The sequence below is a fragment of the Nostoc sp. genome (genome assembly GCF_036917575.1).
Lineage (GTDB): Bacteria > Cyanobacteriota > Cyanobacteriia > Cyanobacteriales > Nostocaceae > Nostoc.
This window is the reverse complement of record NZ_JBALDC010000042.1, coordinates 60,578-85,086: the sequence shown is the minus strand read 5'-3', so window position 1 is coordinate 85,086 and position 24,509 is coordinate 60,578. Positions and strand designations below refer to the sequence as shown.

22 protein-coding genes, 1 tRNA gene, 1 pseudogene and 1 other annotated feature are annotated in these 24,509 nt (G+C 42.7%); of the genes and pseudogenes, 13 read left to right on the top strand and 11 right to left on the bottom strand.

The window, feature by feature from the left end:
• Nucleotides 1-42: 42 nt before the first annotated feature.
• The 3 genes from rplA (at nucleotide 43) to rplL (ending at nucleotide 2,187) form a co-directional block, all read left to right on the top strand.
• Complete coding sequence (gene rplA / locus V7K79_RS10960; protein WP_335047455.1) at nucleotides 43-756, top strand: 50S ribosomal protein L1; 714 nt, start codon at nucleotides 43-45, stop codon at nucleotides 754-756.
• A 99-nt stretch (nucleotides 757-855) separates the two neighbouring features.
• Nucleotides 856-1,023: a sequence feature (ribosomal protein L10 leader region), on the top strand.
• 63 nt (nucleotides 1,024-1,086) lie between these two features.
• Complete coding sequence (gene rplJ / locus V7K79_RS10955; RefSeq protein ID WP_335047452.1) at nucleotides 1,087-1,701, top strand: 50S ribosomal protein L10; 615 nt, start codon at nucleotides 1,087-1,089, stop codon at nucleotides 1,699-1,701.
• Nucleotides 1,702-1,794: 93 nt separating this feature from the next.
• Nucleotides 1,795-2,187, top strand: coding sequence for a 50S ribosomal protein L7/L12 (gene rplL / locus V7K79_RS10950; RefSeq protein WP_335047450.1), 393 nt, complete (start codon nucleotides 1,795-1,797; stop codon nucleotides 2,185-2,187).
• Nucleotides 2,188-2,450: 263 nt separating this feature from the next.
• Here rplL and V7K79_RS10945 read toward each other — a convergent pair whose 3' ends face one another.
• On the bottom strand, nucleotides 2,451-2,690 hold the full coding sequence (locus V7K79_RS10945) for a group I intron-associated PD-(D/E)XK endonuclease (protein WP_335047448.1): 240 nt from the start codon (nucleotides 2,688-2,690) through the stop codon (nucleotides 2,451-2,453).
• A 39-nt stretch (nucleotides 2,691-2,729) separates the two neighbouring features.
• A tRNA-Arg gene (locus tag V7K79_RS10940) sits at nucleotides 2,730-2,802 on the bottom strand.
• A gap of 358 nt (nucleotides 2,803-3,160) precedes the next feature.
• Here V7K79_RS10940 and V7K79_RS10935 point away from each other — a divergent pair.
• The 3 genes from V7K79_RS10935 (at nucleotide 3,161) to V7K79_RS10925 (ending at nucleotide 5,838) form a co-directional block, all read left to right on the top strand.
• Nucleotides 3,161-3,820 carry an Npun_F0813 family protein gene (locus V7K79_RS10935; protein WP_335047444.1) on the top strand — a complete coding sequence of 220 codons (660 nt, stop codon included), beginning with the start codon at nucleotides 3,161-3,163 and terminating at the stop codon, nucleotides 3,818-3,820.
• A gap of 140 nt (nucleotides 3,821-3,960) precedes the next feature.
• Nucleotides 3,961-4,812 (top strand): hypothetical protein, encoded by an 852-nt coding sequence (locus V7K79_RS10930; protein ID WP_335047441.1) that lies wholly within the window; start codon nucleotides 3,961-3,963, stop codon nucleotides 4,810-4,812.
• Between the two features lie 21 nt (nucleotides 4,813-4,833).
• Nucleotides 4,834-5,838 carry a transposase gene (locus V7K79_RS10925; protein WP_335047440.1) on the top strand — a complete coding sequence of 335 codons (1,005 nt, stop codon included), beginning with the start codon at nucleotides 4,834-4,836 and terminating at the stop codon, nucleotides 5,836-5,838.
• 407 nt (nucleotides 5,839-6,245) lie between these two features.
• On the opposite strand, the gene ileS is transcribed toward V7K79_RS10925, so the two are convergent.
• Together ileS and V7K79_RS10915 are read right to left on the bottom strand one after the other, a co-directional pair.
• Nucleotides 6,246-9,128, bottom strand: coding sequence for an isoleucine--tRNA ligase (ileS, locus tag V7K79_RS10920; protein WP_335047584.1), 2,883 nt, complete (start codon nucleotides 9,126-9,128; stop codon nucleotides 6,246-6,248).
• 364 nt (nucleotides 9,129-9,492) lie between these two features.
• The gene (locus V7K79_RS10915) at nucleotides 9,493-9,930 is read right to left on the bottom strand and encodes a hypothetical protein (RefSeq protein WP_335047438.1); all 438 of its coding nucleotides are present in this window, start codon (nucleotides 9,928-9,930) and stop codon (nucleotides 9,493-9,495) included.
• Between the two features lie 153 nt (nucleotides 9,931-10,083).
• Between V7K79_RS10915 and V7K79_RS10910 the strand changes: the two genes are divergently transcribed.
• Complete coding sequence (locus V7K79_RS10910; protein ID WP_335047435.1) at nucleotides 10,084-10,494, top strand: hypothetical protein; 411 nt, start codon at nucleotides 10,084-10,086, stop codon at nucleotides 10,492-10,494.
• Nucleotides 10,495-11,082: 588 nt separating this feature from the next.
• Here the strand turns inward: V7K79_RS10910 and V7K79_RS10905 are convergent.
• Both V7K79_RS10905 and V7K79_RS10900 read right to left on the bottom strand, forming a co-directional pair.
• Complete coding sequence (locus V7K79_RS10905) at nucleotides 11,083-12,531, bottom strand: serine/threonine protein kinase (protein WP_335047433.1); 1,449 nt, start codon at nucleotides 12,529-12,531, stop codon at nucleotides 11,083-11,085.
• A gap of 45 nt (nucleotides 12,532-12,576) precedes the next feature.
• The gene (locus V7K79_RS10900; protein WP_335047431.1) at nucleotides 12,577-13,605 is read right to left on the bottom strand and encodes a serine/threonine protein kinase; all 1,029 of its coding nucleotides are present in this window, start codon (nucleotides 13,603-13,605) and stop codon (nucleotides 12,577-12,579) included.
• Nucleotides 13,606-13,754: 149 nt separating this feature from the next.
• Between V7K79_RS10900 and V7K79_RS10895 the strand changes: the two genes are divergently transcribed.
• Both V7K79_RS10895 and V7K79_RS10890 read left to right on the top strand, forming a co-directional pair.
• Nucleotides 13,755-14,459, top strand: coding sequence for a Uma2 family endonuclease (locus V7K79_RS10895; protein WP_335047429.1), 705 nt, complete (start codon nucleotides 13,755-13,757; stop codon nucleotides 14,457-14,459).
• A gap of 211 nt (nucleotides 14,460-14,670) precedes the next feature.
• The gene (locus V7K79_RS10890) at nucleotides 14,671-15,141 is read left to right on the top strand and encodes a GNAT family N-acetyltransferase (RefSeq protein ID WP_335047427.1); all 471 of its coding nucleotides are present in this window, start codon (nucleotides 14,671-14,673) and stop codon (nucleotides 15,139-15,141) included.
• Nucleotides 15,142-15,160: 19 nt separating this feature from the next.
• Here V7K79_RS10890 and V7K79_RS10885 read toward each other — a convergent pair whose 3' ends face one another.
• From V7K79_RS10885 to V7K79_RS10865, 5 genes are all read right to left on the bottom strand, one after another.
• A complete protein-coding gene (locus V7K79_RS10885; protein ID WP_335047425.1) occupies nucleotides 15,161-15,823 on the bottom strand; it encodes a class I SAM-dependent methyltransferase in 663 nt (220 codons plus the stop codon).
• 151 nt (nucleotides 15,824-15,974) lie between these two features.
• Nucleotides 15,975-16,109: a hypothetical protein gene (locus V7K79_RS10880; RefSeq protein WP_335047424.1), complete on the bottom strand. Its 135-nt coding sequence runs from the start codon at nucleotides 16,107-16,109 to the stop codon at nucleotides 15,975-15,977.
• Nucleotides 16,106-17,236, bottom strand: coding sequence for a CO2 hydration protein (locus tag V7K79_RS10875; RefSeq protein ID WP_335047582.1), 1,131 nt, complete (start codon nucleotides 17,234-17,236; stop codon nucleotides 16,106-16,108). Before V7K79_RS10875 ends, V7K79_RS10880 begins: the two co-directional genes overlap by 4 nt.
• Before the next feature lie 172 nt (nucleotides 17,237-17,408).
• Nucleotides 17,409-18,914 carry an NADH-quinone oxidoreductase subunit M gene (locus V7K79_RS10870; protein WP_335047422.1) on the bottom strand — a complete coding sequence of 502 codons (1,506 nt, stop codon included), beginning with the start codon at nucleotides 18,912-18,914 and terminating at the stop codon, nucleotides 17,409-17,411.
• 89 nt (nucleotides 18,915-19,003) lie between these two features.
• Nucleotides 19,004-20,860: an NAD(P)H-quinone oxidoreductase subunit F gene (locus V7K79_RS10865; RefSeq protein ID WP_335047420.1), complete on the bottom strand. Its 1,857-nt coding sequence runs from the start codon at nucleotides 20,858-20,860 to the stop codon at nucleotides 19,004-19,006.
• 654 nt (nucleotides 20,861-21,514) lie between these two features.
• On the opposite strand from V7K79_RS10865, the gene V7K79_RS10860 reads away from it, so the two are divergent.
• The 4 genes and pseudogenes from V7K79_RS10860 to V7K79_RS10845 all read left to right on the top strand — a co-directional run.
• On the top strand, nucleotides 21,515-21,823 hold the full coding sequence (locus tag V7K79_RS10860) for a carbon dioxide-concentrating mechanism protein CcmK (RefSeq protein WP_012410633.1): 309 nt from the start codon (nucleotides 21,515-21,517) through the stop codon (nucleotides 21,821-21,823).
• A 92-nt stretch (nucleotides 21,824-21,915) separates the two neighbouring features.
• Nucleotides 21,916-22,260: a carbon dioxide-concentrating mechanism protein CcmK gene (locus V7K79_RS10855; RefSeq protein ID WP_010995041.1), complete on the top strand. Its 345-nt coding sequence runs from the start codon at nucleotides 21,916-21,918 to the stop codon at nucleotides 22,258-22,260.
• A gap of 6 nt (nucleotides 22,261-22,266) precedes the next feature.
• Entirely contained in the window at nucleotides 22,267-22,569 is a 303-nt protein-coding gene (locus V7K79_RS10850; RefSeq protein ID WP_335047418.1) for a EutN/CcmL family microcompartment protein, read from the top strand.
• A gap of 222 nt (nucleotides 22,570-22,791) precedes the next feature.
• Nucleotides 22,792-24,456: pseudogene (locus V7K79_RS10845) on the top strand (ribulose bisphosphate carboxylase small subunit); the annotation flags it as partial.
• Nucleotides 24,457-24,509: the final 53 nt, after the last annotated feature.

The following is a 24,509-nucleotide window of genomic DNA, read 5'->3' as shown; positions in this document are numbered from 1 at the left end:
CGGGGGAGAGGCGAGGCTTCGGAATTACCCCAGGAGAACAAAATGCCAAAAATATCGCGTCGTTTGCAGAGTCTGCAAGCAAAAGTAGAAGACAAGGACTATAATCCCTTAGAGGCTTTAGCCCTTCTTAAAGACACAGCAACAGCTAAATTTACCGAAACTGCTGAAGCGCATATCCGGTTGGGAATTGACCCCAAGTATACAGACCAACAGTTGCGGACAACGGTAGCACTACCCAAAGGTACAGGACAAATCGTCCGAGTGGCGGTGATAGCCAGAGGCGAAAAGGTAAACGAAGCCAGCAGTGCTGGTGCTGATATAGTTGGGTCAGAAGAATTGATTGACGAAATCCAAAAAGGTAGAATGGATTTTGACAAGCTGATTGCCACACCCGATGTGATGCCACAGGTGGCAAAGCTAGGTAAGTTGCTTGGGCCGCGTGGTTTGATGCCATCGCCCAAGGGTGGAACCGTAACATTTGACTTAGCAGGTGCGATCGCAGAATTTAAAGCAGGTAAATTAGAATTCCGGGCCGATCGAACTGGTATTGTCCATGTTATGTTTGGTAAGACAACTTTCTCGCCCGAAGATTTATTAGTTAACCTAAAGGCATTGCAGGAAACGATTGACCGTAACCGTCCTTCCGGAGCTAAAGGTCGTTATTGGCGCACATTTTATGTGTCAGCCACAATGGGCCCATCAATTAAACTTGATATCAATGCCCTACGAGATTTGAAACTGAGCCAAGCAGCGTAAAAGGGACTGGGGACTAGGCGGACTAGGGAAATTATTGAATTAAGTCTCTACCTTTTGTGTCTTCCCAATCCCCAGTACCCAATACCCAATCACCAGTACCTAATTGAATAGGCAAAGCCGGAGACAGCAGGTGCTAATAACTTAATATCCTGCCGAGGTTAAAACTCTAATTGTCAGAATTACCACCCGTAAAGGTGTGATAACTATGGCATCACGAGTATTAATACTCAACCCCGGCTAAGTTAGCTGGGGTTTGTTGTTTGGGTTCAGATTGAGAAAAAACGTACAACTAGGGCACTTCCCTGATTGTTTTAAGGAGGTGAGATTGGAATGGGTAGAACAGTAGAAGATAAAAAAGAAATAGTCGCTGACCTCAAAGAAACTTTGAGTGAGTCAACTCTGGCACTGGTAATTGATTATCAGGGGCTAACAGTTTCGGAAATCACAGACTTACGGCGGCGGCTGCGTCCCAGTGGCACCGTTTGTAAAGTGACTAAAAACACCCTGATGGGTATTGCCATTAAAGACGATGAAAAATGGCAACCTCTGTCGGAATTACTCAGTGGTTCTTCCGCCTTTTTGCTGGTAAAAGAAGATTTTTCATCGGCAATTAAGGCATACCAAGAATTCCAAAAAGTCACCAAGAAGACAGAACTTCGTGGTGGTGTACTCGAAGGTCGCCTACTTAAAGAACCTGATGTCAAGGTACTGGGAGACTTGCCATCTAAGGAACAACTCATGGCCCAAATTGCTGGGGCTATCAACGCTTTGGCTACCAAGATTGCTGTGGGTATCAATGAAGTTCCTGGTTCACTGGCTCGTGCTTTGCAGGCTGTGGCCGACCAAGAGCAAAGTGGTGGTAGCACTGAAACTGCTGCTGAAACTGATAGCAGCACCGAAACCGCCACTGAAGCTGATAGCAGCACTGAAACTGCTGCTGAATAGACTTTGTGGTTCATTAGTCAAAAGTCAAAAGTCTATAGTTAAAGACCAATGACCGATGACAAATAAATAATCAAAATTACAGGAGTTATATCAATGTCTGCTGCAACCGATCAAATTTTAGAACTGTTAAAAAGCCTTCCTTTGCTAGAAGCTGCTGAGTTAGTCAAGGATATTGAAGAAACTTTTGGCGTGAGTGCTGCTGCACCGGTTGGCGTAGCCTTCACTGGTACTGGTGGTGGTACTGCTGCTCCGGCTGAAGAAGTTGTTGAGCAAACCGAGTTTGAAGTGATTCTCGAATCAGTCCCAGCTGATAAGAAGATTGCCGTGCTGAAGATTGTCCGGGAATTGACCGGTTTGGGTTTGAAAGAAGCTAAAGACTTGGTGGAAGCTGCGCCCAAGGCAGTTAAAGAAGGTATTGCTAAGGATGCTGCTGAAGATGCTAAGAAGCGCATCGAAGAAGCTGGCGGTAAGGTGACTGTTAAGTAGTCACAATTTTATTACCAGTTTTTTATTAAGGAGCCTAAGTTAGGCTCTTTTTTATCGTAGAGTCTTCTGTTGCAGATAAAAATACTATTAAGTATGACAACGCTTATTTATCCCTCTTCTGTCAGTCTCCGAAAACATTTGCCATTTCTGAATTCTAGAGCTTTTGTACAGCAAGTGTAGGCTAGCAAGCACCGCAGGCATCGTGCGATTATTTTCTAATAACAAATACAAGAGCAATTTTTTTGTAATAGTATAGCTTGTATTCATTGCCTCATGAGGCTTAAGCGCGATTGTCCTCTGGGAAAGTGACACAAGAGGGGTATTTTGTAACATTTATTGTCTTTGTAAGCAACAAAGTCAAAAGGTAAATGCTCACAAACAACTGGTGTGAGAATTAAGTATCCTTTAAGTGTTAGATCGGCGATCGCTTTTGTAGCAGCAATATCGCCTTTGTTCTTAGTATGATGCAGCAATAACGAACCCTCAATTGAGGAAGTCATCATATCACTTTACACTGCTTAAGGGTTCGTATTAAGTTAAAACGAGCGCGGCAGGGTTCGAACCTGCGACCAACGGATTAGAAATCCGTGGCTCTATCCACTGAGCTACGCGCCCAATACAAATTAATGGCTCCCAAAGGAGTCATTTATATTATTGTATCGTCTTCACGCACCAAGAAGCAATGGAAAATTGCAGATTTACCACTAGCAAGGCTAAGATGCTAGTCGCTAGTTAGTTAATCTACATTAAAAACGAAACAGATGGGGTATTGGTTTAAATATATTGAGTTTGTCAACGGGTTATTTGCCTGTTAACGCCACCGTCCTCTGGGCGGCTAGCTTCGGGAAGGATCTAGCGATCGCAAAGCTCATTTCCACAGTATGCTAGGTAATTTCAGCCTTGGCGATGCTGCCAAATGCCATTATATATTCCATATTAAGAGTGCCCCTGTGAGGAGTTATTTGCTAGTGCCATGTTTATTCTCAAACGGCAGGATGTTGAAATATCAAGCATTCAGCACCCAAAAAAGGATCAGCAGGTGCCGATCCTTAGTTATCAAGGGCAGACTTTTCGGTTGATTAGTGTATTCAAAGCTAGTCAAGAGGAAGAAGCTAGAGGCTTATGGAGAGAATTAACGGATAACCGAGGCAAAGCCTGTGTTTTGCTGGAAGAGCCGGAACGCTTTAGTGTTTGGGGTAAAATCCGTTTAGAGCAGCTAGATAGTGACACAGGTAATCATGGCAAAACGGCGATTTTAATCCAAGCCAGTATTTTGCTGTTGCAAGGTGTTTCTATCGATATTGAAGAGTTTTTAGGTGCTAGGCAAGCTGGCTTATTTGAAAAAGATATTGCGGAGGTGTTAAAGCAGAAACAATTTCCCCAAATATCCTCTCCAGAAGCAGTTAAATATTTAGTATCTACTAATCCTTTGCCGACAGCCAAAATACCTGATTGGCAAGAAAATCATGTAGTTATCTTGTTACAAGAACTGCATCGATTAGGAAAAGCTTATTTTGGCAACGCTAATTTTACCAAACAAGTAATTTATAAGCTAGAAGATATGCCAGAAGCCGAGCGATCGCTGTTTATCATTTGGCTAAATCAATCGCCACTAGGTAAACTATGGCAGTAGCATGGAAATTTTTTTACAAAATTCCTGCCACTGGCACTTGCTTGTGGTGTCCGATTGTGCATTAACTGATAGACATATTGCAAGATATACAGTCTTTTAACTCAAAATCCTGCTAGAGTGCATCTACATAGTTAAGTCCTATGAATAACTCTTACGAGAATTCGTTTCTTTCTAAATCAATTTTTACCACTCAGAACATTGTCTTAGCTAATATTGGCTGGGCCGTATTAGCACTGCTATACTTTTTGTTGTTTAGTGCCAAAGTTCCCGGAGCAGATGGCATAGAAAGCCGGGCCGAGTGGTATGTGATTGGTACAAATATTTTTGAAGCTTTAGCTTATTTGGGTGCCAGTATCTTATGCTTGAGGAATTGGCTGAGTCCGCAAATCGTCAGTGGGCGAAATGTTTGGCTCTTAATTGGGTTAGGTATGCTTTCCTATTTCGTTGGGGGGATAATTTTTGGCTATACCGAAATAGTTTTAAAAGATGAACCGGATGTATCTGTGGGCGATATATTTTTTGTACTGACTTATCTATTACTTGGCGCAGGCATGATTTTAGCTGTGGCTTCCAGGCGAATCAATCTGGAAAAATGGCAGTGGCTCATTGTGTTAGCAATTGCAGTATTCGGTAGTTTGTTGGCATGGTGGATTTCTATGCAACAGGAAACATCCCCAGAACTGCTAGTCGCTATTTTAAATTGGTTTTACGTAGTTAGCGATGTGGTTTTGTTAATTATTGCTACCACTTTACTACTAGCATTTTGGGGGGGAAGAGTTTCCCAGTCTTGGCGAATGATTGCAGCGGCAGCCTTTTCGCTCTACATTGCAGATATGTGGTTTAAATATGCCCAAGGCCCCAATTATCAAAGTGGGGAGATATTAGAAGTGTTTTGGGTGTTTAGTGGAGTGTTATTTGGTATGGGCGCTGTCTTAGAATATGACGCATCACTAAGACGAACGCGGCGTACCAGCGGACGTAAACGAGCTTAGTAAGGATTTTTGGTATCTACCGTGAGAAAATTAACAGACTCTGACAAGCAAGAAATTCTGAAGTTATATCGAGAGACTGCCGAAACAACCTCAACTTTAGCAGACCGCTATGGTGTGAGTAACTCGACAATTAGTCGTCTGCTCAAAAGCACTTTGCCAGAGGATGAGTATGAATACTTAGTCTCTTTAAAGCGGGCTGCGAGAACTCCTGAGGGAAGGGCACAGGTAAGCTACGAGCAGTTACCCCTGCTGAGTCAACCGGAACCAGAGCCGGAGATAGAAGTTCCACCCAGCGAAAGCCCACCTGTGGAAGTGCCAAAGGTTGAGCCACTACCACGTAAGATAATTCGTGTAGAGCAGGAACTTTACTCAGAGGAAACGGCGGAGTCAATTTCTGCTAGTAGACGAGTGCGGCGACGCCCCTCGGCGACGGAGAAACCCAAACTCCGAGTCACAGAGAAATTAGAAACTCCAGAGCCAAAGCCGCCGGAAATAGTCAGCATTCCCATCCCACCGCTAAAGAACGAACATCCAGGAGCGGCTGTTATCGCGCACATGCTGGGCGAAGATTTGCTCGACGAATCTGAGGATTTGGATGATTTAGAAGATGATGATTTAGAAGATGATGACTTTGAGGAAGAAGACTTTGATGATGATGACCTAGATGAGCAAAGACCTTTAGTTACAAGAAGAAGACCAGGTGAAACATCAGTTGAAGTTTTACCATTATCGGTAGCCAATTTACCCAAAACTTGCTATTTGGTAATTGACCGTTCCTCAGAATTAATTACGCGACCTCTGAAGGACTTTGGTGACTTGGGACAGATTCCCAGCCTAGAAACCCAGCAAAGAACTCTGCCGGTGTTTGATAATCATCGCGTCGCCAAGCGTTTTTCTACTAAACGCGATCGCGTCATTAAAGTTCCAGATAGTAAAATGCTCCATAAGGCTCGTACTCATCTACAAGCTAAGGGCATCACGCGACTGCTAATCGATGGTCAGGTCTATTCGTTGTCTACGGTTTAGGAGTTAGCAGTTAGGTAGAGTATCGATTCAGTAATTAAAAACAGGGCTGTTTCATCTTTGCATCCATAATTTTTCATCCCCTAGATAGTTGTAATTTTACATTTTTTAGGGCGTGAAACAATCCTGCCCTACCTACTTTTACCCTAGCCTGCGCCTTAGAGATTAGTTTGAGAAATGCAGGCTTTATAGGGTGGTCGCCGCTTATCTCGGCAGCCACCCTATAGCTTTATGCATCAAAAAAGCGCTCTCTGTTTAGAGAGCGCAGTGAATTTTAACTTACAATTAACCGTGAATTACAGGTACGATCGTTGCTAACGTAGTAATTTATTTGTTGGAAGTCCCTAAGTGCATTTAGCCATCTCTAGGTTAACGATTTCTTGTCTGTTAGCACCGTGAGATTTTTGCTTTTAGAATTCTCCAGCTAAGGCTGCTACACACCGTTCGCAAATTAAGGGATGTTCTGCTGATTCTCCCACATGAGTAGAGTAGTTCCAACAGCGATCGCATTTTTGCCCGTCTGCATTCACTACACCAATTCCCCAGTCTTCCGTCTGCACTGTATATTTTAATCCTTGCAACCCTTGAGCAGAATCTAATAATTCCACTTGGGAAGTCAGCAATAAATACCGCAGTTCGTCAATCTCGTTACCCTTAACGGGGTTAAAGGCTTTGATAGTATCACCTAATTGTTTGTCAGGTATATGAATCAAAGCTTTCGCTTCCAGGGAAGAACCAATGAGTTTTTCTATCCTGGCTTGTTCCAACACCTTATTAACATCGGTGCGGAGTTGTCGCAGCACTGACCAAAATTTTGCTAAATCTGGATTACGCCATTTTTCTTCAATCTGCACCCAACCAGCTTCAAACACTGATTTGTAAGGTGTTTTATAAGGGAGATATTGCCAGATATCTTCAGCAGTGTGAGATAACACTGGTGCGATCGCTCGTGCTAAATTATCTATTGCTATCTTCAGCACTGTTTGACAACTGCGACGGCGGAATGCATCTTTTGCACTGATGTACAATCTATCTTTGGCAATATCTAAATAAAAGTTGGATAAATCCACCACGCAGAAATTCTGCACTGTTTGGAAAAAGCGGAAGAATTGGAAACTTTCAAAGGCTTCTGTGACTTCCTCAAATACCTCGGTGATGCGGTGCAGCATATAACGGTCAAGTTCTGGCAATTCCTCAAAGGGAACTGCATCTTTTTCGGGGTCAAAATCATCCAAGCTACCCAACAAAAACCGCGCCGTATTGCGAATCTTACCTCTAACATCATTCATTTGCTTAATGATGTTTTTGCCAATACGGACATCACCAGAGTAGTCAACTGATGACACCCACAATCGTAATACATCTGCACCGTAGGGCGGTTCTACTTTTTGATTTTTCCCGCCTTCAATGATTGTATTTGGATCGATCACATTTCCTTCTGATTTACTCATCTTTCGCCCTTGTTCGTCCAAAGCGAAGCCGTGAGTTAAAACAGTTTTGTAAGGCGCAATCTCATTTACTGCTACGCTGGTAAGCAAGCTGGATTGAAACCAACCGCGATGTTGGTCGGAACCTTCCAAGTATATATCAGCAGGGTAGCGTAATTCTGGACGCTGCTGGACGACAGCCGCCCAAGATGAGCCAGAATCAAACCATACATCCATTGTGTCTGTACCTTTGCGGTAAGACTTGCCATTATTACGATAGGATTCGGGTAATAATTCCTCAACTGAAAGTTCCCACCAAGTATCGGAACCTTTTTCGGCGATGATTCCTTGGACGTGATTGATAATTTCTTCATTAAGCAGTGGTTCTCCCGTGGCTTCATCATAGAAAACCGGAATCGGTACACCCCAACTCCGTTGACGAGAGATACACCAATCGGAACGTTCCGCTACCATTGGTGTGATCCGATTTTCACCTTGGGCTGGAATCCATTTTACAGTTGCGATCGCCTCTAGCGCTTCTTCTCTAAATCCTTCTACGGAAGCAAACCATTGTTCGGTGGCGCGGAAAATTGTTGGCTTCTTCGTCCGCCAATCATAAGGGTACTTGTGGGGGTATGGTTCTTCTTTCAACAAAGAACCAGCCGCAGCCATTGCATCAATCACCGCTTGATTCCCATCACCCAACACATTTAACCCCGCAAATTCTCCCGCTTCTTGGGTAAAGTTGCCATTGTCATCCACTGGTGCAAGGATGGGTAAACCGTAGCGCTGACCAACAATGTAATCTTCTTGTCCATGACCGGGGGCTGTATGTACCAACCCAGTACCCGATTCAGTAGTAATGTAATCACCCCCGACGACAATCGGACTTTCCCGGTCAAATAGAGGATGACGGTAAGTAGTATGTTCTAAGTCATTTCCTTTAAAGGTGGCTTTTACAGTTAACTCAACTCCCAAGGTTGAAGATAAACGTTCGACTAAATCAGCAGCAACGATGAGGTATTTGAAATTACTCTCTTGCTCTCCCTCTGGGTGAGAAACTTCCACCACTGCATAATTTAAATCTGCATTTACCGCCACAGCCAAATTCCCCGGAATTGTCCAAGGTGTAGTCGTCCAGATAGCCACACCTAAATCTGACTGATATTCTGCCAACAGTGGTTTTACAGTTTCCGCCAAACTTGTAACCAGAAAAGCTGCATAGATACTGCGAGAAACATGACCTTCAGGATATTCCAACTCAGCTTCAGCCAAAGCAGTATGAGAACTGGGACTCCAGTGAACCGGCTTTAAACCGCGATAGATATAGCCTTTTAAGAACATCTGACCAAACACGCCAATTTGAGCCGCTTCGTATTCCGGCTTCAGAGTTAGATAAGGGTGGTTCCAATCACCCCAAATACCGTAACGTTGAAAATTTTGGCGCTGGTCATTTACTGTAGCTAGGGCAAATTCTTTCGCTTTCTGTCGCAGTTGTAAAGGCGTTAAATTTTGCCGTTCTGCTGACTTCATGTTCTGCAAAACTTTTAACTCAATCGGTAATCCGTGACAATCCCAACCAGGAACGTAGTAAACTTTACGCCCTTGTAACATTTGGTAGCGATTAATAATATCTTTAAGAATTTTATTTAAGGCATGACCAATATGGAGTGAGCCATTAGCGTAGGGAGGCCCATCGTGCAGTATAAATAATTCGCCAGGGTTATTTTCAAAGAGGCGATCGTAAATTTTATTTTCTTCCCAAAATTTTTGGATTTCAGGCTCACGCTTGATAGCGTTTGCCCGCATATCAAAGTTAGTTTTGGGTAGATTTACAGTATCTTTATAACTTCCTGATTCGGTCACAGTCTCATGCCTAGAATTAGGTGTGCAGGTTTTATCAATTATAGAAGATGACATGAAAACCAAAATTTGCTTTTTGAGAGCAAGTTTGATAAACCTCTCCTACCTTGAATTTTCGTTAATAAAGTTGCAAATAAAAGATAGGATTCCACAAGGGCGACGCCAAATAGCCCGTCGTAGACATCGCTACTATAAAATTTAGATGGATTAAAGGTAGTGGCGTGGCAAGCCTTAAATGTTGCAATAAATTTTCTTGTTGGATGGGTGTCCTCACCCGTCCGGGCGGGCAAGATGCCCACCCCACAAGAGCTAAATTTTATGCACAAATTTAGACTTGACACAGCATTAGATTTATGCATGAAGTGGATTATTGCAGCAAATGAGTTGTGCCGTTACCGTTAATTGACGCATTCGCAATTGCAGCTTGAGCAGGTTGACTGGCAAGAACCGCTACAACTGGAGCAACTTTTGAACTAGATTGTTTATTTCTTTTTCCATTAGAGCCGCCAGCCTTAGAATACTCTATACTGTTTCTGCCGTAGATAGTTGCAACTCCACTTAGCATTCGTTCAGACATTTCGGAGAGGGCTTTATCCATCTGGGTGATTATTTTACGCGATTCTTCAAGATTGGACACAAGCGTGTTATGAGCTTCTAAGGTTGCACGGGTAGTGTTGAGCAGGTGGTTATAGGCTTCAATGGTTAATCCATGTCCTAAATCCAGATTTTCATCAACGGATTTAAGCAAGGCGAGACGAAGTTGGGCTTTGTCAACAGCAGCAGAACTACGAGTTCTCAAAGACATGAGATATCCTTTTTTTTTAAATTACTTTTTCAACATAGTGGAGTATCCTTTTGCCTGAGATGGGTAGTTTTGTGGATTTATTTTATTAAAGTTTCAACAAAATAATTACGAGTTTGTCTGTATTTTTACTCATTTTTCATATCGATTTGTTGTTTGAGAATAAGTGCAATCAGCAAGTGCAATCAACAAATGCGATCGCTAAATCAACAAATGCGAACACCAAATCAGCAAATGCGATCGCCAAATCAACAAATGCGAACGCTAAATCAACAAATGCGAACGCTAAATCAACAAATACGAACGCTAAATCAACAAATACGAACGCTAAATCAACAAATGCGAACGCTAAATCAACAAATGCGAACGCTAAATCAACAAATGCGAACGCTAAATCAACAAATGCGAACGCCGAATCAACAAATGCGATCGCCGAATCAACAAATGCGATCGCCGAATCAACAAATGCGTTCGCCAAATCAACAAATGCGATCACCAAATCAACAAATGCGTTCGCCAAATCAACAAATGCGTTCGCCGAATCAGCAAATGCGAACGCCAAAATAACATTAGAAAGGGGAAACTAGAATATCTAATTTCCACTCCTTTATAAGCTACGGTCGGTGTACACACAAGTCGAATTACCCCTCTTAATCCCCCCTTGTAAAGCTATCCATTACCCGAATCTTTCTTAACATGGCTGAAAAGCAGACAAGATAAAGATTATAGAAATTGATATTGTTGTATGGCTTGACAAAATAAAATAATTATGATTTTGAGAATAAATTCTGAGAAGTGCGATCGTTAACTGTAGACAACAGATGGTGAATCGGAGTGAAGCAGTTGCCAGGTAGCAGCAATATCGTGTAAGCGCCGTAGCCCACGCCAAATTGTTAATGGCGATCGCACCATTAGTAAAACTCAAGCAGAAGCGTTGGCGGACTATTTTAATGTAGATATCAGTTTATTTACCTAGCTTATCTTCCATAACAACGCTCTTAAAACCAGCGTTTGGTATTGAAGCCGAAAATTTAATATTTTGGTATGAGGTGAAACGTGCGTAGATGCGTAGCGGCTTGTCCTTAGACATCGTTTCTCTATTCGATACAACAGCTACAAAATCTTTTGTCATTTAGCTTCTAGAGCTTGAGTAAGCTATGAACCTGTATTAAAAATCCTATGTCCCAACCATCCCAAACCCAAGCCTAGACTAGAAGTGCTAGCTAAAATTAGAAAAATATGAAATTTGCTAAAAGATTCTAATAATTTATTTCCAGCTACAGCCACAGTCAAAGAGACAGCCCCAACTACAGCCACAAGCCCACCCGAAGCCCCAGCCACAGCCACAGCCCGAGCCCAATCCCCAGCCACAGCCACAGTCAAACCCACAGCCACAGCCACAGCCCCAGCCCCAGTCACAGCCAAAGCCACAGCCACAGTCCAAGCCCCATCCAAAGCCACAGCCAAAGCCACAGCCAAAGCCACAGCCACAGCCCAAATTATGTACGCATCCTTAGACGCTGCTAACGAATAGCCTATCAATAGGTAGCTTAATAATACACCCATCAACCAGCCCCAGGGAATAATTCTAGATGATTTAGTACTTGGTTTACTTGGAATTGGTTCTAATAGCTTGGCTTTAGAACGAACAACTTCTTTTTTATGGACTGGAGCAACAGATGGTGGAGGCGTTGCTTTCGGTGCTTCTAGCATTGCCAACCATGCCTGCATCGACTGGGGGCGGTCTTTTGCCTCCAGCGCCATACCCTTGAGAATTGCTTGATTTAATTGATCGCTGATGTTTGGATTAATTTGTTTAGGTAATTTCAGAGAAGCATTATCAAGCTTGCGAGCTAAAGAAGTTGTAGGGCGTTGACCTGTCACTGCATAATAAAGTGTAGCAGCCAAACAATAAACATCCACTGTTGGCTCACGACTACCTCTGCTCATCTGTTCATAGGGCGCAAACCCTTCATTACCCGCAATACCCTTTGAACTCAAAGTTTTAGGTAAAAGTTCTTTAGCGATTCCAAAGTCAATTAAGACGGCTTTGCCATTTCTCCGCACCATGATGTTTCCAGGATGGGCATCTCTATGTACTAAACCTGCTTGATGCACTACGCTCAAAGCTTCCCCAATCTGGAGGATACAAGGCACAGTTTCCGCTTCTGGTAAAGCTCCTTTACGCCTCACCGCCTCAAATAAATTTTTTCCCTCAACAAAGTCCATCACTAAACAGTAGGTAGCACCTTCCCGAAACAAATCAATCACTCCCACAATATGAGGATGAGGGTCTTCTGATAAACGTGCGAGTATCCGCCCTTCTTGGATAAATCTCTCTATGTACTTTTCATATTCCGAATCATGGCTGAGATATTCATTAGGTGTCTTAATTACAACTATCTGGTTTAGTTCAACATGCAAAGCTTTGTAAGTAATCCCAAATCCTCCCTGTCCCAGGACTGTCTCAATTACATATTTGCCACTTTGCAATTTCTGTCCTGCTATCCAGGGCATGAATACCTCTAATAATTCGTAATTCGTAATTAAGGCACGCTCAACAATATATAAGACAATCTCTTTAGATAATTGGGCATGAGTCAAAATCGTTATTTTAATATCAACACCCTGATGAAAGTTTACCGAAATCTACGGTGTTTTGCTAGATGATGGGCTGGGAGATAGCGATGGTGGACTGGAAGACGGAGAGGGTTTGAAAATAGGAATCCAACCAACCATACCTGACAGTAAGGTTCCAATAGCTGCAATTAAAGTTGCAATGGCAGTAACAGCAACCCAATTAATTTTTGAAACAGGTGGGGGTACAGGTGTTTCCTTCTTGCCAATGTCCCCAGTCAAACCTAAAGAATCGAGCCATTCTCGTACTGACTGCGATCGCTGTTTCGAGTCTAGCTTCATCCCTGTTAAAATTGCTCGGTTTGTGCGATCGCTAATCTGAGGATTATGTTTTTTCGGTTCCACTAAAGGAGCATTATCCACTTTACGTTTGAGCGCACTGACTGGTGTTTTTCCAGTCAAAAGCACATAAAGAGTTGCCGCCAGAGAATAAATATCGCTATATGCTCCAGTTGGTTTAGTATGTTGAGCATAAAGCTCAGGCGGTGTAAATCCCTCAGAAGTTTCCTTAGTTCTACTTGTAGTTAAGATATGGTCGAAATCGAGAGCTAAACCAAAATCAATTAGCACCGCTTCCGGCTGTCCTTCTCGCACTCGTAAAAAGATATTTCCTGGATGTACATCTCGATGAATCAACCGATTTTCATGTACTTTAATCAGTGCTTCCCCAATTTGTTGAATATAGCGTAAAGCGTCTAATTCAGAAAGTATTTGTTGGCGACGGTCAGCTAAACTCACACCATCCACATATTCCATTACCAGACACCAGTGTTCTCCTTCTTTGAAGGGTTCTGCAACCTGCACAATATGTTTGTGTTTACATTGAGTAAGTTTTACCGCCTCTTGCCAAAACATTGTTTCCAGTCGTCCGCGTTCAGACTGACTTAGGGACGTTAATAAGTCATCATTTAAGGTTTTAATGACTTGGCGATCGCTATTCTGATTTTTGACCAAATAGGTGATACCAAAGCGTCCTCTTCCCAATTCTCTTTCAATGGTGTACTTTCCACCTTGCAAGCGATCGCCAGCTACCCAAGCCATCTTTGCAACTCCCAAAATGCTTAGATTAATTCTCACACAAGAGAGCATTAATAACTTGAGCCTAGCTTAACAGAACTGGTGCGATCGCCCTGCTTCTGCCTTTATTGCTAAACTAAAAAACAACCCTTATCCAGTGCAAAGGTAATCTTATGACCTCTGCAACCAATCCAACCACCGACGAACTCACTCCTTTCCCTGACCATACGCAGCTACCAGAGTCTGACGGTACATTCGTGAAAAACTGGCAAGAGCATCCTCAAAGCATTTTACTGACTGACTCAATTACACCCGTGCTGAAGCAGTTATATTCCGATGGTCAGTATTGTATCGGCCAGGATTTAGGTATTTACTGGCGCTTGACCGAACCCCCAGAAAAAGGTGCAGAAGCACCCGACTGGTTTTTTGTACCGAATGTACCGCCTTCATTGGATGGACTTTCACGAAGGTCTTATGTGTTGTGGCGAGAATTTATCGCACCATTGATTGCTTTGGAATTTGTTTCTGGAGATGGTAGCGAAGAACGAGACAAAACTCCTTGGAAGGGCAAATTTTGGATTTATGAGCAAGTAATTCATCCAGCTTTTTACGGCATTTATGAAGTAAGTAAAGCCAGTGTGGAAGTTTATGAATTAGTTGGTGGACAATATCAGTTATTAGTAGCAAATGAACGTGGACATTATTCTATTACACCCTTGGGTCTTGAATTAGGTATATGGCAAGGACAATATCAGAATATGGAATTACCTTGGCTACGCTGGTGGGATTTGCAAGGTAATTTGTTGTTGACTGGTGAAGAAAGAGCCGATCGCTTGACTGCTCAATTGCGATCGCTCGGTATTGAGCCAGAAGCATAATATTGATCAAAAATCAATTATTTATTTACATCCATTCCGTTATGGATGGAAGAAACAAGTCAAATCCTCTTCCCTTCTGGAGGCAGTGCAGTCTTCTCCCAAGGGGAGACGCTAAGGGCGATGGGGTCTCCCCAAGTGGAGCAACTGCCGTCCTTCTGCCTCCTGTCTTGTTTCTTAGAAGAGGGATTATTTGTGATTAATTACTTTCTTTATGAAATTAAGAATATACGAAATAGCTGATACCGAAGAAATTATGAAATTGTTCTACGACACTATTCATGAAGTGAATATTCACGATTACACACAAGAACAAGTAGCTGCTTGGGCACTAGCAAATATGGATATTGAAGTTTGGATTAAAAGTTTAGGAAGTAAGTTTACTTATGTAGCAGAAGAACAAGACAAAATTATTGGTTTTGGAGAATTAGAAGCTAATGGTCATATCAATCGTTTCTATTGTCATAAAGATTTTCAAAGGAAAGGTGTTGGTAAGAAAATATTAGAACAGATTGAATTAAAAGCAAACTCTTTAGGTGTGGACAAGTTATTTACAGAAGCCAGTATTACTGCTAAACCTTTTTTTGAGAGTCAGGGATTTATTGTTATCAAAAAGCAAGAAGTAGAGCGTATAGGGCAAAAGCTGATAAATTTTGTCATGGAAAAATGCTTAAAAATTGACTAAATTCAAAGGTTGTTCTAGCTTATGGTTTGTAAGCGAGAGTCAGCATCACAGAAGCGGGAATTTCCACACCATTTTCTGTGACATATTTTGAGGCTCCCTCGATAATTGCGTTTTCAATATTACGCCTTTGCTCATCGCTTTGCATTGCCAACATCGACCCCAGACGTACCGAACTTACAATAATCTTTGGCATCACATCTTCTGGTGTAGAAAAAGTCCACTTGATCGGCAGTTCGGTAACAGATACCTGAGTAAATCCCTCGGCGCTTAAAACCATTTCGCATTCAGTGGGGTCGCTAAAGCGAAACAGGGGTGGCCCAGAAGGTAAGTTCAGATTCATGCTGCCATAAGTCTGCACTGAACTTAGTATCAGAGCCATAAATGGATTGCGTGTTGGCGGTGTCCAGCAGGTAAAAGCGTAGCGCCCTCCTGATTTGAGTACGTGAAAGGATTCAGCGATCGCTTTTTCTGGGTTTGGGAAATGGAGGATACCCAAGCTACAAACTACTGCCTCAAACTGGCCCGACTCGAAAGTTAAGTTTTCAGCGTCCCCTTGATACAATGAGCCTTGAGGACATCGCCCTTTGGCAATGGCCACCATATTCTCAGCAAAGTCTAATCCTGTGACTATAGCCTGCCGCTTTAGTGCTGCGGCACTAAGCCATCCAGTTCCGCAAGCCACGTCTAGCAATTGAATAAGCTAAACCACATCTAGTTTACATAATCTGAAATTGTACATTTTTTGTGGGGTGGGCGTCTCGCCCGCCCAGTATATGCAAGGTTATTTGTGGAACAGCTTACCAGACTTAGCTCCCACGGCATCCAATATGGCTTCATCTACCTGAGAAGTCACAACAGCGATACCTCCGCTTCGCTAACGCGCGATCGTATTCTTGAGCTACAACAGAAAATTTGTCGCGCTCGAATTGCTTAAATACCTCGTGAGTAATGGTGGAATCATCTGTCATTTATTCACATCCAGTAACCGCGAAGTTTGTAACCGACTCATCCACTTCTCTAAATATACTTGATTACCTTTTTGCTCATTTGGATCTTTAGTATCTAAAGGATGAGGCATCAGTCCCAAAATCGTTGCTGTCGTCACACAAAACATCGATTTTTGGAAACTCATACAAATTTGGACTCGCAAATCATCTTCACCCCGAAGACTGTGACGATAAATTTCGTGCAAATATTCTGGAAGATAATGACGCATATCTTGCATCAACAAAGTAGGAGGAATACCAGCGCCACCGATGGGTAAAGGATCGGCATACAATGCACCATATTGAAATCTACTTTGATCCGGGGGAATTTGATATCCTTGGGCGTTGTATGAAACAGTACCGTGGAAAGGAGTTCCTCGGAAGAATACTGCTTCTACATAAGGTATTGCTGTATCTGCTAAGAAGGTCATACCAACGCTTTTAGGAATTATTTCATAGACCTTACCTCGAATTTTGACAGCGTAGGTAATTGGGTTTGATGCATTTGCCACTAACCCTACTTTAATATGGTCTACAACTTGAGGAATCGATTTGATTTCGCCTCGATCATAGCGGTCTGACAAGTTGAGGAACATATCAGCCATGACTCGCCAGAATTGACCTAAACCGGTGTAGTAAGCAGAGACGCGCAACTGTTCTGTTAAGAAATCTGGAAAAAGTTGGTTAATAGCCAGAATCAAGGGATTATTTTTAAATTTTGCGGCGATAACAGCTTGCGCTCTTTCTTGAAACTCTTGTGTATCTAAATAAGTATCTAGTCCACCGCCACCGTGCCACATCATCCCTTTCATGCAATACTCGGCATATTCAAAATTAATTCGATCATGCCACCAGTGACGGAGTAATTTCTGCAAAGAAACCTCTCCATTAAAGTATTTAAAAAATGGGAAAAAGACTAAAAACTGATACTCGGCAATATAGTTAAGATTTTTTGAATAAGCGTCTAAAACTACCCCATAGCTTTTCAGAATACCAACAACTTCCAGCACATTCTCTGGACTATCAGGGAGTAATGCATCTCCATTTTGTAGACGTTCAATATACTCAGCTAAAGGATTGCGAGTAGCTTTCTTTTTAATAGTTACCATTGCCATCTCTCCAAAAAGTTTAGGGATTGGGGCATTGGGGATTGGGGATTGGGGATTGGGGAGGCAGCGCCGCGCCGTGGGCCGATTTCCCGACTTGAGGCGACTGGCGTCATTGGGCATTGGGAAAACTTTTTTCCTTAGTCCTCAGCCCCCAGTCCCCAGTCCCCAATTCCTACTCCCCAGTCTCCATTGCTTTATCCAAGGACACTGTTGCTACTACGTTTTGGGTATTTACCATTGCTGTAATTGTTGGTTCAGTCCAACGCACTAACCAACTAGGTTGAATGCCGAAAATCACAATTAGTACAGCTAAAATTGCAGCTGGGATGCGATCGCTCCAATACACACGTGGTAAGTTGGTAACTGGTGCAGATAGGCGTCCAAAAAAGGCGCGGTTGACGAGTATTAAAAAATAAACTGCTGTTAAACCAGTACCAAGCATACATAATAAGGTTTGCACTGGGAAAACTGCAAAACTTCCCCGATAAACTACGAATTCGGAAATAAACCCTAGCATTCCCGGTATACCAGCGCTGGCCATAACTCCGACAATCATCAAGCTACCGATTACTGGCATACCGCGTTCTGGGTTCAGTAATCCTTGAATAATTGCTAAATCACGGCTTCCGGCTTTTTTATACACAACACCTACCAACAAAAATAGCATTGCCGAAATCAAGCCGTGGCTAATCATTTGCATCACAGCACCCAACACACTTAAAGGTGTAGCCGCTGCCGCCGCTAAAAGCACGTAACCCATGTGTCCAATGGAGCTGTATGCTACCATTTTTTTCATATCAGTTTGGGCGATCGCGCAGGATGAACCATACAGCACACTTACTACTGCCCAAATTGCCAACCAAGGAGCTAGATAACTCCAAGCTTCTGGTAACAAGTTCATGCCAAAGCGCAGTAAGCCATAGGTTCCCAACTTTAACAAAATCCCAGCCAATAGCACGGAAATCGGCGTGGAAGCTTCAACGTGAGCATCTGGCAACCAAGTATGAAAGGGAACTAAAGGAATTTTAATCCCAAAACCTACCAAAATTCCCGCTAGCAGTAATAGCTGTGTTGCTAAAGGTAAAGTTGTTGTGTTTAAGGTTGCTAGTGCAAAGTTAGAGGAACCACTCAGCCAAACCATGCCCAGGAAACTTGCTAAAATCAAAATTCCCGAAACGGCTGTATAAATGAGAAATTTAGTCGCAGCATAACCCCGCTTGGCGCCACCCCAAATAGCTATCAGCAAATACAGCGGAATCAGTTCCAATTCGTAAAATAGGAAAAATAACAGTAAATCTTGTGCTAGAAAGGCTCCTGTCACCCCAGTGTTTAATAATAGTATCAAAGAGTAATAAAATTTAGGACGCTGTAGGGATTCATCGCTGCTATAGATGGCAATACAAGTTAACAATCCATTTAAAACCAGCAACGGTAAAGATAAACCATCTATCCCAAGGTTATAATTCAACCCTAAAGCATCTACCCAAGGGAAAGATTCAGCAAACTGTTGAGTAATTTCTCCGGGATGGAACTGAGTTACTAATAGGATTGTCCACAAGAAAGCAATACTGGCAATGACCAAAGCCACCCTACGAGCAAATTTCCCACTGATGCCAGAGGGCCAGAAACCAATTAAAGCCGCACCAATTAACGGCACTATAATTAAAACACTAAGCATAGACTTCGGGTAACGGGGGATGACAGAGAATAACAGATGCGATAAATCGCGTCTCTACGTTTTGTACAGACGCGATTTATCGCGTCTCTCTAAAAAGGTAATTTATCAAGTAAACCCAATGACCAACTGATGAAAAAACCCAGGACGCTGACAACTGCTAGGATGGTCAACATATAGCCCTGAGATTGCCCAGAAATGCTGTACTTTAAAGTTTGTCCGCCGAAAATAGTCGCAAACCCAACCAAGTTTACTAAACCGTCAACCAAGTAGCGATCGCTCCAAGCAGAAATTTTAGATAGCAGTCCTACTATACTTACCACGGTTACAAGATAAACTCGGTCAATATAAAAATCATAACCTAACAGGTCTTGCAGAAATCTCCACGTCAAGATTCTGGATCTTGACCAAGCTTTGTGCAGATAAACTGTACACCCTACACCTACCCCCACTACGGTAGAACTAAACAAGGCTAACACCACATACCAATTAATACTTTCCCAATCTGGTAGTAAATACCATTGCTGTAACATCAGAGGTAGAAGCAGAGTCAGTACTATCAAAAACACCATTGGTAAAGCCATCTGCCAACCAACTTCTGGAGTGCGACGGGTCTTTTGTTGCGGTTTACCCCAGAAGACTAATCTAAATACTCTGGTCAAATTCAATGCTGTCAAACCATTGACTAATATTAAAACCCCAATCACCCAAGGGCTAATATTCACAAAACCATCAGCCCATGCTAGCATTGCCCAGAAACTTCCTAATGGTAGTAGTGTCACCATCCCTGCCGAACCGACCACAAAGGCTGTGGTGGTGGCTGGCATCCGTGACCACAAACCGCCCATTTCTGTTAAGTCTTGGCTTTGGGTAGTCAAGATGACTGAACCTGAACTCATAAATAATAATGCTTTAGCGATCGCATGAGTTAACAGCAACATCAAGGCTACACCCCCTTGCTGCAACCCCACTGCCAAAAACACTAACCCCATGTATGCACTAGTAGAATGAGATAGCGATCGCTTAATGTCAATTTGAGCTATGGATACTAATGTCGCCCCAATTGCTGTCACCGTACCCATGACTACCAAAGCATTCAAGGCAACTGGCGACAAGGCTAACAATGGTTGAAGTTTATACAGTAAATAAGCACCACCCGCTACGACTAGAGAGTTCCGCATTACCGAGGCTGGGTTGGGCCCTTCCATTGCCTCATCTAACCACAGGTGCAGTGGAAATTGGGCACATTTACCAGCAGGCCCAGCAATTAACGCCAACCCTAGTAATGTCGATGTCATGGGACTTAAATTGGCTGTTTGTGCCCACTCATATAAATCCGAAATGTTCAAACTCCCAGCTAAGGTAGAAAGTGTCACTACAGCCATCAGCAGCAACAAGTCTCCTACCCGTTTAGTCCAAAACGCATCCCGCGCCGCCGTCACTACTAGTGGTTGAGCATACCAGAACCCCACCAGCAAGTAAGTTGAAAGCGTCAATACTTCCAAAAGGGCATAGCTGAGAAACAAAGAATCACTGATTGCTAGACCACATAGCGCTGCTTCAAAAAATCCCAGTAGCCCAAAAAAACGCGCCAACGACCAGTCCTTTTCCATGTAACCCAGAGCGTAAACTTGTGCCAGTAAGCTTAACCCTGTAATTAAAACTGTTGCCCCAATACTGACTGAGGATAGTTCCAAGGAAAAAGATAAGTCTAAATCTGCTGCTTTGAACCAATTAATTAGTAAGGTTTCTGGTTCTCTATCCCAGACATTTTTAAATACAACTAGGCTATGGAAAAAAGCTAAAACGGTCGTCAACAAGTTGAAGTATGCCGCAGGTCTTGGCCCTGTTCGCCGAATTATTCCTATTCCCCACGGCAAGGTCAAAATTGCGCCCAATAAGCTGTACAAAGGCACAAACCAACTTGTTGAAAATAGAAATTGCTCCATTTAAATTTCCTTGATGACTCAGCCTTTATTTTTTAAAATCAAAACAAGTTTCTATTTAATAAAATGAATTTATCAAAATGTCGCTGTTTTTTACTATTATTTTAACTAAATTTTCAGAAGTACTTTTACTTAACATTACTCTATTAAATACTAAGTAAAATATAACTTTACATAAGCTAAAGCATCTACTTGCCTTAACATCATCCACCTTTTTACATTTTTATTTCTACTTTGACCAGAGTACTTTATACGATATATTGAAAAAACTTATATATATTTCACCTAGTCCTTGTACACTTAGTAATGTTTTATGAAAGATAGATACAGTAGAACATACAGCCACTGGTTAACCGTCGTCAGATAAGATTAGCCTTGGTTATGAATGTCGTTTTGTAAATGTGATAAAGAAATTATAAAGCATAAGTGGCTACTCAAGGAATCTGTAAACTTTAATTGCTCAGAAGCCTAGATAAATTTTTGTTAAGTTTTTTAAAACTTTCTTATCACAAACTATTATAGTAATTTATATTGCCAGGAACGCCAAGCTTTCCTATGCTTAAATTGGAAGTGTTTTCTTAGCTATAAGATCAGGCTCTCCCCGTCAAAAAATTCAAACGATAGTACAGATTGCATTAATTTTGTAGGAGTTCTGCGATGCCAATTGCAGTTGGAATGATTGAAACGAAGGGCTTTCCAGCAGTGGTGGAAGCTGCTGATGCGATGGTGAAAGCCGCCCGTGTCACCTTAGTGGGGTATGAAAAAATTGGTAGCGCTCGCGTCACCGTGATAGTTAGGGGAGATGTATCGGAAGTGCAAGCTTCTGTAGCAGCGGGAGTTGAAGCGGCAAAAAGAGTGTTTGGTGGTGAAGTGTTATCCACTCATATCATTGCTCGTCCTCACGAAAACCTGGAATACGTCTTGCCGATACGTTACACAGAAGCGGTCGAACAATTCCGTACTTAAAAGCTGTTTAAACAAAGTAATTAACGCTCTTTGCCTGAAAAGAGCATCATTTTTGTCCAAGACTAAAAACTTTGAAATAGGGATTAAAACTAATGTCAATTGCAGTGGGAATGGTTGAAACGCTAGGCTTTCCAGCAGTAGTAGAAGCTGCTGATGCAATGGTGAAAGCTGCTCGTGTTACTCTAGTAGGCTATGAAAAAATCGGTAGTGGTCGGGTAACGGTGATTGTTCGGGGTGACGTTTCAGAAGTGCAAGCTTCTGTAGCCGCAGGTGTTGAATCAGTGAAGCGAGTTAATGGTGGACAAGTGCTGTCTACTCACATCATCGCTCGTCCTCACGAAAACTTGGAATACGTCCTCCCAATTCGTTATACCGAAGACGTAGAGCAGTTCCGGGAAAATGTAAATGCAATTCGTCCTTTTGGTAGAAGACCGTAATTTGTAATGCAAGTTGCTAAAGTTCGCGGCACAGTAGTTAGCACCCAAAAAGATCCAAGTCTTAGAGGTGTAAAACTACTGTTATTACAATTAGTGGATGAAGACGGAAACGTCCTGCCACAATATGAGGTAGCAGCAGATAGTGTAGGAGCAGGAGTAGATGAGTGGGTACTTGTCAGTCGTGGCAGTGTTGCTCGTCAAGTGCTTGGAAATGAACAACGTCCATTAGATGCAGTAGTGGTGGCGATCGTAGATACCATTCATGTTGAAGATCGCCTCATTTACAGCAAAAAAGATCAATATCGATAGTCATTAGTCATTAGTCATTAGTCATTAGTCATTAGTTCTCGACAAATGACAAAGTGCAAAGTCTGAGCGGAGGTTTCCTCCGTTGGCGCAGCCCGCCGCAGGCATCAGAACTTTGTAAGAGAAGACAACTGACAAAGCGCAAAGTCTGAGCGGAGGTTTCCTCCAATCAGAACTTTGTAAGAGAAGACAACTGACAAATGACAATAAAGGAGGAATTTCGCGATGGCAGTCCGCAGCACGGCGGCACCCCCAACCCCGTGGTCAAGGAATTTAGCTGAACCCAAAATCCATGAAACTGCCTTTGTACATACATTCTCCAATTTAATTGGGGATGTGCGAATAGGTGCAAATGTAATCGTTGCTCCGGGGACTACGATTAGAGCAGATGAAGGCACACCTTTTTATCTGGGTGAAAACACTAATATTCAAGATGGTGTTGTCATTCATGGGTTAGAGCAAGGTCGAGTAATTGGCGATGACCAAAATAAATACTCAGTATGGATTGGTAAAAACGCTTGCATTACTCACATGGCTTTAATTCACGGGCCAGCTTATGTAGGTGATAGTTCCTTCATTGGCTTTCGCTCTACGGTGTTTAATGCCAGGGTGGGTGCAGGTTGCATCGTGATGATGCACGCTTTGATTCAAGACGTAGAGATTCCCCCTGGTAAGTATGTACCTTCGGGAGCAATAATTACCAGCCAGCAGCAAGCTGATCGGTTGCCAGATGTGCAAGATCAGGATAAAGAATTTGCTCATCATGTGGTTGGGATTAATCAGGCATTACGAGCTGGTTATCTCTGTGCTGCGGATAGTAAATGTATAGCACCCATTCGGGATGAGAACGCTAAATCTTATACAGGTAATGGTATTACTGTTTTAGAGTTGGAAAGGAGTAGTGAAGTGTCGAGCAATAGCTTGGGTGCAGAAACAATAGATCAGTTGCAGTATTTATTAGAACAGGGATACAAGATTGGTACGGAACACGTAGACGAAAGACGTTTCCGCACGGGTTCTTGGACTAGTTGTCAACCAATCGAACCGAGATCGCTTGGTGAAGCGACCGCAGCATTAGAAAGCTGTCTACAAGAGCATAGCGGCGAGTATGTCCGACTGTTTGGCATTGATAAAGGTAGACGGCGCGTGCTAGAAGCCATCATCCAACGTCCTGATGATGATGCAAAACCAGCTAGCAGCTTTAAAGCTCCGGCTAGTCGTGGCAATAGCAGTTACAGCAGTTACAGCAGCTACAGCAGTAATGGTAACAGTTCTAGCAGTGGCAATATCAATGGCGAAACTCTAGAGCAAATTCGCCAACTGTTGGCAGGTGGTTACAAAATTGGCATGGAACACGTGGATGAGCGGCGTTTCCGCACTGGTTCCTGGACTAGTTGCAAGCCAATTGAAGCAACTTCTACAAATCAAGTCATCTCCGCTTTGGAAGAATGTATAGCAAGTCATCAAGGCGAGTATGTACGTTTAATCGGCATTGACACCAAAGCCAAACGGCGGGTATTAGAGACCATTATCCAACGTCCAAATGGTCAAGTAGCTTCCTCTGGTAGTCACAAATCATTTACTAATACTAGTAGTGCAGCATTCTCTGGTAAGGGAACAGTTAGCAGTAATCGCTTGAGTAGTGAAGTAGTAGACCAACTCCGGCAATTATTGGCTGGCGGGTCTAAAATTAGCCTTGAACACGTGGATGAGCGCCGCTTCCGGATAAATTCCTGGAATAGTATCGGTCAAATTCAAGCCTCCTCAGAAAGAGAAGCGATCGCAGCTATAGAAGCACACCTTGGTGAATACGAAGGGGAATATGTACGCTTAATTGGTATTGACCCCAAAGCCAAACGGCGGGTATTAGAGACTATTATCCAACGTCCAAATGGTCAAGCAACCTCTTCTAGCAGCCAGAAATCATTTACTAGCAGTGCATC